The organism is Gimesia sp. (assembly GCF_048260065.1).
Lineage (GTDB): Bacteria > Planctomycetota > Planctomycetia > Planctomycetales > Planctomycetaceae > Gimesia.
The window spans coordinates 1-10,939 of sequence record NZ_JBLXHC010000039.1 but is presented as its reverse complement, the minus strand read 5'-3'; the positions used below and the strand labels follow the sequence as shown (position 1 = coordinate 10,939).

The 10,939-nt window shown below is 54.9% G+C and carries 9 protein-coding genes; 5 read left to right on the top strand and 4 right to left on the bottom strand.

Annotated features, from left to right (window positions below):
• The coding region (locus ACN0YN_RS30985) for a hypothetical protein (RefSeq protein ID WP_417388739.1) at positions 1–240 on the top strand (240 nt) is incomplete at its 5' end.
• Here ACN0YN_RS30985 and ACN0YN_RS30980 read toward each other — a convergent pair.
• Complete coding sequence (locus ACN0YN_RS30980; protein WP_417388738.1) at positions 195–1,196, bottom strand: sugar phosphate isomerase/epimerase family protein; 1,002 nt, start codon at positions 1,194–1,196, stop codon at positions 195–197. The two genes, ACN0YN_RS30985 and ACN0YN_RS30980, sit on opposite strands and share 46 nt — an antisense overlap.
• Positions 1,197–1,325: 129 nt before the next feature.
• On the opposite strand from ACN0YN_RS30980, the gene ACN0YN_RS30975 reads away from it, so the two are divergent.
• Positions 1,326–2,573 carry a THUMP domain-containing class I SAM-dependent RNA methyltransferase gene (locus tag ACN0YN_RS30975; protein WP_417388737.1) on the top strand — a complete coding sequence of 416 codons (1,248 nt, stop codon included), beginning with the start codon at positions 1,326–1,328 and terminating at the stop codon, positions 2,571–2,573.
• 8 nt (positions 2,574–2,581) lie between these two features.
• Here the strand turns inward: ACN0YN_RS30975 and ACN0YN_RS30970 are convergent, their stop codons facing one another.
• The 3 genes from ACN0YN_RS30970 to ACN0YN_RS30960 form a co-directional block, all read right to left on the bottom strand.
• Complete coding sequence (locus ACN0YN_RS30970) at positions 2,582–4,663, bottom strand: ATP-dependent helicase (protein WP_417388736.1); 2,082 nt, start codon at positions 4,661–4,663, stop codon at positions 2,582–2,584.
• Between the two features lie 131 nt (positions 4,664–4,794).
• Positions 4,795–7,341, bottom strand: coding sequence for a DUF1080 domain-containing protein (locus ACN0YN_RS30965; RefSeq protein ID WP_417388735.1), 2,547 nt, complete (start codon positions 7,339–7,341; stop codon positions 4,795–4,797).
• Between the two features lie 69 nt (positions 7,342–7,410).
• Positions 7,411–8,703 (bottom strand): Gfo/Idh/MocA family protein, encoded by a 1,293-nt coding sequence (locus ACN0YN_RS30960; protein ID WP_417388734.1) that lies wholly within the window; start codon positions 8,701–8,703, stop codon positions 7,411–7,413.
• Positions 8,704–8,884: 181 nt separating this feature from the next.
• Between ACN0YN_RS30960 and ACN0YN_RS30955 the strand changes: the two genes are divergently transcribed.
• The 3 genes from ACN0YN_RS30955 (at position 8,885) to ACN0YN_RS30945 (ending at position 10,871) form a co-directional block, all read left to right on the top strand.
• Positions 8,885–9,622, top strand: coding sequence for a helix-turn-helix domain-containing protein (locus tag ACN0YN_RS30955; protein ID WP_417388733.1), 738 nt, complete (start codon positions 8,885–8,887; stop codon positions 9,620–9,622).
• A gap of 137 nt (positions 9,623–9,759) precedes the next feature.
• On the top strand, positions 9,760–10,308 hold the full coding sequence (locus tag ACN0YN_RS30950) for a pyridoxamine 5'-phosphate oxidase family protein (protein ID WP_417388732.1): 549 nt from the start codon (positions 9,760–9,762) through the stop codon (positions 10,306–10,308).
• The gene (locus tag ACN0YN_RS30945; RefSeq protein ID WP_417388731.1) at positions 10,308–10,871 is read left to right on the top strand and encodes a hypothetical protein; all 564 of its coding nucleotides are present in this window, start codon (positions 10,308–10,310) and stop codon (positions 10,869–10,871) included. The genes ACN0YN_RS30950 and ACN0YN_RS30945 overlap by 1 nt, the downstream gene beginning before the upstream one ends.
• Positions 10,872–10,939: the final 68 nt, after the last annotated feature.

Sequence of the window (10,939 nt, the reverse complement as noted above, 5' to 3'; positions counted from 1 at the left end):
AAGGTTGAGAAAAACAATGTTTACCACGCGTTAAAGAATACCACCACCGGCTCGGCCTTCTTTCATAGTTTCACCCCAACCTGTATCATAAACAGCAATATTCCAAACGGTATGGCGCTAGCCACCGGTAACCAAACACAGGCCCGCAAATCACCGGCAGCTAGCACCGAACCGTTTCAATCTCTTGATTCTGTTTACGACCACAGCGAGCGGAAATACTTCGCATCGACGGCCGTCTGATCCAGGCATTCCTGGGTCGACAGTTCTTTCCAGCTGTGACGCCCTTTGTATTCACTGTGCAAGGAGAAGGTCCCTTCATAACCCAGCTTCCGCAGGGCGGCGACATAGTCGGGAATGGGAGAAATTCCATCAGCGACAGGAACCGTTTTGACTTCCCATTTCTGGTGACCATGCTTGTCGCGACCCTCGCCCCGTTCCCAGGAGAAATTCTTGACCGCACACAGCGCGATCCAGGGGGCCAGCAGATCGAGTCCCTGCCGCCAGCCGTCGCCACTCCCCTCTTTGACCATGTGCAGCATATCCACGTACGCCCCGACTTCCTGTGGCGAATAATCCTGAATCAACTGATAGAGTTGTGTGCCATGCGAAGGCAGAAACGCATTCGAGTGCACATGCACGCAGGGCAGGATTTCATATTTCTGACACAGCTTCGCAACCTTGCCGATCTTTTTTGTGGTCTCTTTCAACTGCTGCGCCAGTGTGCCAAAAGTCTGATAGCGGTAGTAGCCGATCTTGACGCGATCGATCCCCTGTTCCTGCGCGGTCGCCAGAATGCGTTCGGCGTTTTTATCGGGCTCGTCGATCATGGTCGTCAGAAACAGGATTTTCACGCCCGCCTCTTTCGCTGCTGCGCAGGCCTGCGGCAGTTCTTTCTCCGCGTTTTCGGGCAGAATGTGTCCTTTGGGGCGCACGGTCAGATCGAGTCCGTCCAGGCCAATCGACTTGAAAGCTTTACAGACTTCAGGGATCGGCATGTCCTGGAAGCTCTTGGTGAATGCGCCCAGCTGGTAACCGGCTGCCGGTTTTGATTTCGCTTTCGCATCTTCGCCTGCGAGCAGCCCGTGTTGAGCCTGCAGCATGCCGGCGACTGCTGTACCCGTTAATACCTGCGCGGCGGTCTGTTTCAGAAAATCGCGGCGGGGAAGCCGATTATAGGGGGAGGGAGTATTCCGCATGTTGAAAACCTTCTTTATGATCCGTTGTCCTGTAGATTTCGAGGAAAGCCGTTTTATAGTAGTATGAACTGAGACCGACCCTTTTTCTACCGGATTTACCTGTTTTACTGAAATCGAAAGAGATCCCCGTTGAATACGTCTGAGCCGCTCACCCTCGTTGCGACTTCCGCCTTTGGCCTGGAAGCCGTGGTTTCGCGCGAATTGAAACAACTGGGATACGAAGAGCAGACGATTGAAAACGGCCGCATCACCTTTCAGGGGGATCTTGCCGCGATCTGCCACTGCAATCTCTGGCTCCGCAGTGCCGACCGGGTGCTCATCAGCCTGGGGGACTTCACGGCGCTCGACTTTGATGACCTGTTCGATGAAATCCGCGATATCGAATGGGAACGCTGGCTCCCCCCCTCGGCCCGCTTTCCTGTCAGAGCGACTGCGGTCCGTTCCAAAATCAACAGCCCCAAAAACTGTCAGAAGCTGGTCAAGAAAGCGATCGCCGAACGACTGAAAGATCACTACATCAAAGACTGGTTCCCGGAAGACGGCCCGATGTATTCGGTCAGTGTTTCGATCTTGAAAGATAAGGCTTCCGTCTGCATCGATACCACCGGACCGGGGCTGCATAAACGCGGCTATCGCAAATTGACTTCCGGCGCGCAGATTAAAGAGACACTGGCGGCCGGTCTGATTCAACTCAGCTACTGGAACCGGGAACGGCCGTTTGTCGACCCCTGTTGTGGTTCGGGTACGATTCCCATCGAAGCCGCTCTGATCGGTACGAATACGGCACCGGGTATTAACCGTGAGTTCGCTGCAGAAGGCTGGCAGCAACTGCCTCCCGAAATGTGGGAGGCGGCGCGTGAGGAAGCCCGGTCGCTCGTGCGAACTGACATTGCCTATCGACTGCAGGGTTATGACATCGATCCTTCCATGATCCGCATGGCCCGTTATCACGCGCAGCAGGCCGGCATGGAAGAGTTCATTCATTTCCAGGATCAGCCCCTTTCCGAATTCAGTACAAACCGTAAATATGGCTGTCTGATTACCAATCCGCCCTACGGCGAACGACTGGGAGATAAAGAAGCAGCCGAAGTCATCTATCGCGAAATGAAACGGGTGTTCGCACCCCTGGAGATGTGGTCGATCTATGTTCTGACTTCTCATCCCGGTTTCGAACGCATTTACGAGCAGAAAGCCCGCCGCCGCAAACTGTATAACGGTCGTATCGAATGCGTCTACTATCAGTTTCCCGGCCCTCCTCCGCCACGGAAAAAATCTCCCTGGGAACAGGCGGCTGGTGCGGACGCCGACGCGACAGCGGTTGAAAATCCGGAAGACGAAAACGGGGACGGGACAGAAGCCACCGACGAACAGGAATAAGTCGTCGGTCAGGCAGACCACATGTTGCGAATATTTTTACGAATGTCTTCTGCCGTCGTTTCGATTTCCGCTTCCTGAGGCGTATCCAGCGCATCGGCGCTGAACGCAGGACGTCGCTGAAACAGCGGGATCGTCTTTGAAGAAATGAATCGCGTTAACTGGGCATAGCTGTGTGCCTGATTCCAGCGGCGGTTCTGGAAATATTGCCGATGAGGAAAGCAGACGTAGAGCCAGTTTTTCGCCCGCGTCAGCGCGACATAAAACAGGCGGCGCTCTTCATCAATTTCCGCTTCGCTTTCCAGTGACATCTCGGACGGAATACTACCGTCGGCCGCCTGCAGCACGTAGACCGCGTCCCACTCCAGGCCTTTCGAAGAGTGGATTGTGCTCAGCACCAGGAAATCGTCATCGTCGGCACCGCTGGCGGCAGCGACATCCTGTGTGGAGCTGGGCGGGTCGAGAGTGATCTCTTCCAGGAAACTCATGCGGCTGCTGAAGCGGCTGGCAACCTGTTCCAGCTGTTCCAGATCCCGTTGTCGCGATGTCGCGTTATCGTATTGCAGGTCGAGCAGGGGACTGTAAAACGTGCGCACCTGATGGACTTCCGCCGAGATGCCCCGCTTTTCTGATTGCGGCGAACTCAGGTTTTTCATCAGGCGAACAAACAGAGGCCAATGCTCGACCGTCGCCGCAGGTGGTTTGAATTCCGACCAGGCATCAAAGCGAAAATCGGATTCCGCCAGCTGGTTCAACAGTTGTTGTGCTTTTTTCTGACCGATGCCGGGCAGCAGCGTTAATACGCGCAGTCCCGAGACCGCATCGCGTGGATTTTCAGCCAGACGCAGATACGCCATCAGGTCTTTAACGTGCGCGGTTTCGATAAACTTCAAACCGCCATATTTGTGATAGGCGATGTTGCGCCGCGCCAGTTCGACTTCCAGCGAAAGGCTGTGATGCGAAGCCCGGAACAGAACCGCCTGCTGATTCAGGGGAATGCCAGCTTCCCGGTGTTCGAGCACCTGTTGCACGACGAAGTCGGCCTGCTCGTTGTTGTCGCTGCAGTCGACCAGGCAGGGGGCTTCGCCGCTGATTTTGGAAGACCACAGGTTTTTCTCATAGCGTTCGTGCGCTTCGTCGATAATCTGGTTCGTCGCCTGCAGAATGGGTTGTGTGCTGCGATAATTTTCTTCCAGCGTGACGACGGTCGTTCCCTCGTATTCCTGGGGGAAGTCCAGAATGTTGCGCACGGTTGCCGCCCGGAAGGAATAGATCGACTGTGCATCGTCGCCCACAACGGTGAGGCCTGCGCCGTCCGGACAGATGTTTTTCAGAATGCCCGACTGCAGAATATTCGTATCCTGGTATTCGTCCACCAGTACGGCTTCGAACTGACCTTGCAACAGTTTACCACCCGCGGGATCAGCGGCCAGCGCATGCCAGAACAGCAGCAGATCATCGTAGTCGAGAATGTTCTGTTTCTCTTTGCGGTCCACAAATGCCTGAAAGAGTTTCTTCAACTCGTCGGCATGTTCCAGGCACCAGGGATAATGCCGTTCGAGGATCGGTTCCAGTTTGGAACACGTATTCACACAACGGCTGTAGATTTCCAGCAGCGTCCCCTTGCGGGGGAACTTCTTGCCGTTATTGCCCAGCTCCAGTTCACTGCGGAGGGCGCTCATCAGATCTTCCGCATCGCTGCGGTCGATGATGGTAAAGTCATCGGGGAGACCGATGGCCTGTCCGTAGCGCCTTAACAGTCGAGCCGCCGTCGAATGGAATGTGCCTCCCCAGATGCTTCGCGAACGGGCTGATGCGGAATTTTCGCGACCGGCGCTCATCGCGCGCAGCAGTGCGTCAACGCGACGGACCATTTCATTCGCGGCGCGGCGGGAGAAGGTGAGCAGCAGAATCCGGCTCGGGTCGATGCCTTGCGCAATCAGATACGCGACCCGATGCGAAAGGGTGGTGGTTTTACCGGTCCCCGCACCGGCGATAATCAGCAGCGGACCCGTATCGTGGCAGGCGGCTGCCTGCTGCTCCGGATTGAGCTGTTTGAAAAGGTCTTCCAGTTGTGGGGGGATTTCTGACATCCATGCCTCGCCGAGGTCGAAAGAATTGCGAATCTGCTTTCTTTCTATTTTCGCCAGACAGACGACGACCGCAAGGGGCGGAAATCAAAAATGTTGCTGAACGACTGTTTTTCCAGATTATTGAGCGTCGATCAGAGTTCCCGCAGGCGGACATTCCGGTAATGCACTTCATTCACCAGATTTCCGTGAATCTGCAGCGCGATGATGCCTTTCAATGGAATCTGGGGGTCTGCTTCCGTGAAGTCGACGGTCTGTACATCATTGATCCAGATGCGAATACGGGGGCCTTCACAGCGAATGCGATAGCTGTTCCAGTCATTCATGCGGACCGGCAGATCGCGGATTTCAGCGGGAGGTCCTGCGAGAATCTTTTTGCGGCGGGATTCATCATACAGGCAGCCCCAGTAGCCGGTTCCCAGATCCGCCTGGTAACCGCTGACTTCGTGATGATCGGGAATTTCAGCGGTCCGGATCTGCACGCCGGCGTTGGTTTTTTCACCCAGCAGTTTGAATTCGAGTTTGAGTTCAAAATCATCGTACTCTTTATTCGAACGGAGGAACTCATTGCGCTCGACTTTGTCAGTCAGGCTGCCGGCGATGATTTCGCCGTCTTCGATGCGAAAAATCTTTTCGTTGCCATGCCAGCCATCGAATGTTTTTCCATCGAACAGCGACTGAAAGCCGAGTTCTTTCTCGCCCTGTTTTGCCTGTGCAGAGATCCGTTCGTGCTGCTGAGCGGCCCGTTGTTTGAGACCGCCATTCGATGTGGAAGCAATGACGCGCTGTAACGCATCAGCCAGCAGTTCGTCGTCAATCGGAGTTCCCTGTTCGGCCCAGGAGACAATCGTGGCACTCGCGGGGACGTTCAATGCTTTGTCTTTGAGCAGCGAGACCGTGTAGTTGACTGCCTGTGGAGTCGGGTTGCGGCGGAGCACTTCGAACACGAGTTTCTTTTCATCGTTGCGTTCGGCGATCGCCAGGGTATTTCTGCAGACTTCCAGACGTTCTTCCGGAGTCATGTTCAACTGCCGGGCGACGCGGATGTACCCCCGCAGCGAACGAATTTTGTATTTGTTGTTATCCAGTGTTTTTGCCAGTTCCAGCAGAGGGGGGGCGACATCGATGGTCACCCATTTCCCCAGCAGGTCGGTCGCTTTGTTCTGCAATGCGTCGTCGTTCGAACGGGCAGCTGCGACGACCGTGTCCAGAGCTGTTTTGCCGCCGATGGCTGCCAGCTGATCCAGCAGGATCAGTTTCTGGTCCGTGGTTGCGCCTTGCATGGCGCCGGCCAGCGCCTGTGCGGTTTCTTCCAGAGGCAGCCGCGAACAGGCGGCGATGAGTGCCTGGCTGGCAGGCGAGTCGGGACTGGATGTGAGTGCGAGCTTGATTAACTGCGGAAGATTTTTCAGGGATGTGGTGCCACCCAGAGCGGAGATCGCTGCCGACTTCACTTCCGGGTTCGAATGATTCACCAGCTGCAGCAGGACCGGAGTGGCAGAGCTGAGACGACAGTCGCCTGCCAGTTTGATACCCGCCAGTTGCGATTCGCGAGTTTCACTCTCCAGCAGCTTACGGATACTGGAGTCGATCTGTTTTTCGATTTCAGCAGAAGGCTGGCTGGAATTCAGTTTCACAATTACCGATTCTGCAGCCCCTGCGATATCAGCATCCTGCTGCTTGACCAGCGCCAGCAGTTGATTCAGCGCCTGAGTTTTCTGTTCGTCATTCGCTGCAGGAGCCAGTTCGCCGATCGCGAAGACCGCCTGCAGTTTCAGTTCCTGTGAATCGCCGGAGGTCGCTTTGACGACGGTAGGCAGAGCAGAGGAGTCATGTAATGTTCCCAGTGCTGCCACGAGTAATGCCTTGTGTTCTTCAGACAGTTTCGGGTACGCATCGACGAGAGTAGACGTAGAAAGTTTTCCCAGTTTTTGAGCGGCCTGCAGACCGGCGCGGAACTGTTGTAGATTGTCTGATTTGAGTTGTTCTGCCAGGAGTCCCAGACCTGCTTTTCCCTGGAATACGATGGCCCGTTGTGTTGCTGCCAGCTGAATGTTTTCAGGCAGATTCGCTTTTCGGACCGCAGCGGTGAGAGCAACCGCACCTGTATTGTCTTTCGCTTCCGCCAGTGACTTTGCACACATCAGGCAGGCGAAACCGACTTCCTGTTGCAGTTTCGTATCCCCTTTCCCGAGTGCCGCCTGCAGTGACTTCGCTGCTTCCGGCGTACCGATTTCGCCGAGTGCGTGAGCGGCAGCGATGGCTACGTTGGTCTCTTTATCGGAAAGGAGTGGAGTCAGGTCACCGACCGCCTGCTTGTCTTTGCGTTTGGAGATCGAATTGATCACGCCGACCAGCAGATTCCCTTTGACGGTTTTCAATGCATCACGCAGTGCTTTATCTGCTTCCGGGCCGGGGATGTTTTCCAGAGCCGAGCGGGCGTAGGTCGCCAGTTTTTCATCGCCCAGATATTTGGCGATCGCAGTTGCCGATGAAGCATCACCAATGGCGGCGAGTCGACGACAGGCCATTGCTTTGTCGTAGGTGTCGGCGTCGGAGTTGAGAACCTTGACCAGACGGGCGGTTTCAGGAGCATTTTTATCAGCAGCAGAAACTGTGAACGGTGTCAGCAGCAGGCTGGCAGCGCACAGAATGAAAACGGTAAATCGACAGATAGACATGAGCACAAATTCCTCAGGGGAAGAAGACGTTATTGAGAGTTTCAAATTATTCAGAGAGCAGGCCGTGAATCAGACGGTCCACGGCTCACGCATGGCGCGGCTTCGCATGCGGTTGGCTTCCTCATCGTTCACAAATGATTCCGTTACCGGATCGAACTGCACTTTGCGTCCCAGTTTCCAGGCAATCGCGGCGGCATGGCAGGCGATGTGCGAACGAGCCATCACATCTTCGTTGGCTGCCGGCTTGGAACGGGTTTTCACACAGTTAAAGAAGTCACGCACATGAAATTTGGGTGAGGTTCCCGGAATCGAACTGGGAGACGGTAAGGAAGCCCGCAGTTCATCTGAAGAGACGGCAGTCTGTCCGGAGTCACCCGTTTCGACCCAGCCGGCTTCCCCTTCAAAACGGACGGGACAGGTACCCAGACCGAGCCAGCCATTGCGACGCATGACGAGCTTGATTCCGTTTTCGTAGACGCATTCGATAACGTTGTCATTGGGAACATCTTTGGGTTCGTATGTGACGGGCATCGTATCGTCGGCTTCGAGTGCCCACTGGCAGATATCCAGCGTGTGTGCACCCCAGTCGAGCAGCTTTGCACCCGAGTCAAAGTCGTAATGTCCGCGCCAGGCACCATCGACATAAGCATGATTGTAAGGCCGCCACGGTGCAGGGCCAAGCCACATGTTCCAGTCGACGACTTCCGGATCGGGCTCTGGTTCGGCAGGCAGCCAGTCGTGGCGATCGATTAACTGGTAAATCGAAGCGTGGACGGTATGAATTTTTCCCAGTTGTCCGGTCTGCGCCAGGCTGGCAGCGTGTGCGAAGTTGGAAACGTTGCGGCGTTGTGTTCCTGCCTGGAAGACGCGTCCGGTCCGTTGAATGGTTTCCTGCAGTCGTCGTGCCAGCTCAATGGAGATCGCACACGGTTTTTCGGAGTACACATCTTTGCCGGCTTCGGCTGCCATCATGGACGCGGTGGCATGCCAGCGGTCGCCGGTCGCAATCAGGACGGCGTCGATATCATCGCGGGCCAGCAGTTCGCGGAAGTCGCGATACGTGTCGCATTTCTGATCGCCGTTGGCTTTGTCGGCCATTTCTTTGACGGTCTTGCGTTGATCAGCGCGAACATCGGCGATGGCGACGAAACGGACATCGGGCTGCTCAAGCATGTGACTCAAAACATAACCGCCACGTCGACGAATACCGATCCCTCCCAGAATGATCCGTTCGCTGGGAGCCACGGTCCCGTTCAGACCGAGCGCCGTTGCCGGGATGATGGTGGGGGCCGTGAAAACGGTGCTGGCGGCAGCGGCCGTCTTCATGAAGTCACGACGATTGAGAGCACTTTTCTTCGTCATCTGTTTCTCCTCGTTAGCCTGGAAAAAGAGTCGGCTGGTATATGAATGATTGATTATAGCGGGCTGGTGAAACCAGAGTCTGTCCGGTTTCGTAAATTGTAATCGACGGGTCGGCGTGCGTCTTGGAAATTCGAGGCGAATTTGTGTATATTTGGCGCATTTCTGGTCCCGATAATTTATTATGAATGTTTCGTTACAACAGCAGTTTTTCAAAAAAGTCCCCGGTATCGCGCAGACCTGCCGCCTGTTCGAACATCTGCCCGATGTGTACCTGGTGGTGAAAGACGAACGCGGGCGTTTCATCAACCATAATGCAGCGCTGTTGAGCTGGCTCAAGGTGGAATCGGGTGAAACGCTGATCGGCAAAACCGACTTCGATATTCATGCCCGCGACCAGGCTGAAGCGTATCGTCGGGAAGATCGTCGCGTGATGGAAACGGGAGAACCGCTGGTTGATCTCGTGCATCCGGTGACGGGCGGCGAAGGGACGACGACCTGGTTTCAGGTGATCAAAGAACCGTTGTTTGACGTGCACGGCAATGTGGCGGGTATTGTGGGGATGATGCGCGACTTCCGCCGCGCGGGGCTGGCGATTGCCCCTTATCTGGAAATGCAGCAGGTCTTCGATTTCATTAACGATCATTTTCAGCGCGAAATCACCGTGACTGAACTGGCGGCGTTGATGGGACTGTCCACCAGCCAGTTTCAGCGCCGGTTCCGCAAGCTGTTTGATACGAGCCCGGCCAGTTACATCAGTCACGTTCGCGTGCAGGCTGCCTGTCGGCTGCTGACATCGTCGACCGCCACCATTTCACAAATTGCAAACCAGACCGGCTTTTACGATCACAGCCATTTCTCGAAGGTCTTTAAATCACAGACCGGCGTGAGTCCCACGGTCTATCGGTGTCAGTATCAGTAACCGCTGATCTGTTTCGTGGTGGTGAATTTTCTCGAACCGATTTTGCCCGGTTCTTGTCCCTCTGCTATGATCCCGACATCGTACTCTGCTGCCTGCCGACTTTCTGATGTTGAATTTTAAGTGAGAGCAACCGGACCATGGGAAAACAATTACCCGAACTGGAAGAACAGCATATCGAATTTATCGCCGCACAAAAGCTGTTCTTTGTGGGAACGGCGACCGCCGACAGTCGCATCAATGTGTCGCCGAAGGGCATGGATGCATTTCGTGTGCTGGGTCCGAACCGTGTGATCTGGTTGAATATGACGGGCAGCGGCAATGAGACGTCGGCTCATGTTCAGACGGACGGACGCATGACGGTGATGTTCTGCGCGTTTACCGGCAAGCCTCTGATCCTGCGGCTCTACGGGCAGGCACGCGTCATTCACCCTTACGATGCCGACTGGGAAGAACTGTTTGCACACTTTCCTTCCATCCCCGGTGCCCGGCAGGTATTCGATCTGCAGGTCGATCTGGTGCAGACCTCCTGCGGGATGGCGGTCCCTTATTTTGATTACGTCGAGGAACGCGAACAGCTCATCAACTGGGCCAGCAAACAGGGAGAAGCCGGTATCCACCAATATTGGCACGACAGAAATCAGCAGAGCCTGGACGGCATTCCAACGCATATTCTGGAAGAAGAGTGATGACCGGTATGGTTCCCGCAGGTTATCTGGCGAAACGCGTTGAGACGGATACCAGTTGGCTTGCCAATGATCAGGTCGAAAACATTTACTCGCTCAGTAACTGCATTTCTGAGAATTTTGGCGACTACACCGAAATCTGGAAACACAACAATTACTGGCTCTTCAATTCTCCCGCTACCATCCGGTCACTGGCAGAGGAAGCGGGATTCGATCTGGCGGGAACAAAACTGTTCTACTACGAAGTTTTTGAGCAGCAGTACCATGCAAAGGGTGACTGGCAACCCTTCGCTGCCGACAACGCACTGCATACCAGCGTCGAAGTTCCCTCGGCAAAACAACGGGAAGGCTATGATATCGTCACCTTCTCTTTGGGGCCTGTTCCAGAATGCTCCTGTCTCTCCTGTAACCACATGGCAGAAATCGTCCCCGTCAATCGCCATTGCCTGCTGGAAACATTTGAAGATGCATTTACTCTGTTGTCACAGGATGTCTTTAAAGGCTGCGAGCCAGGACCGTATCGGATCTTTGCCGTTTATAGCGTGGATGCAAAAAGCAAAGGGTGAAACTATGAAAGAAGGTCGAGCCGGTGGTGGTATTCTTTAACGCGTGGTAAACATAGTTTATTGAACCT

Bases quoted from the DNA above. Each gene is read 5' to 3' on its own strand.
- ACN0YN_RS30980 (WP_417388738.1), bottom strand. From the start codon at position 1,196: ATGCGGAATACTCCCTCCCCCTATAATCGGCTTCCCCGCCGCGATTTT.
- ACN0YN_RS30970 (WP_417388736.1), bottom strand. From the start codon at position 4,663: ATGTCAGAAATCCCCCCACAACTGGAAGACCTTTTCAAACAGCTCAAT.
- ACN0YN_RS30965 (WP_417388735.1), bottom strand. From the start codon at position 7,341: ATGTCTATCTGTCGATTTACCGTTTTCATTCTGTGCGCTGCCAGCCTG.
- ACN0YN_RS30960 (WP_417388734.1), bottom strand. From the start codon at position 8,703: ATGACGAAGAAAAGTGCTCTCAATCGTCGTGACTTCATGAAGACGGCC.
- ACN0YN_RS30955 (WP_417388733.1), top strand. From the start codon at position 8,885: ATGAATGTTTCGTTACAACAGCAGTTTTTCAAAAAAGTCCCCGGTATC.
- ACN0YN_RS30950 (WP_417388732.1), top strand. From the start codon at position 9,760: ATGGGAAAACAATTACCCGAACTGGAAGAACAGCATATCGAATTTATC.
- ACN0YN_RS30945 (WP_417388731.1), top strand. From the start codon at position 10,308: ATGACCGGTATGGTTCCCGCAGGTTATCTGGCGAAACGCGTTGAGACG.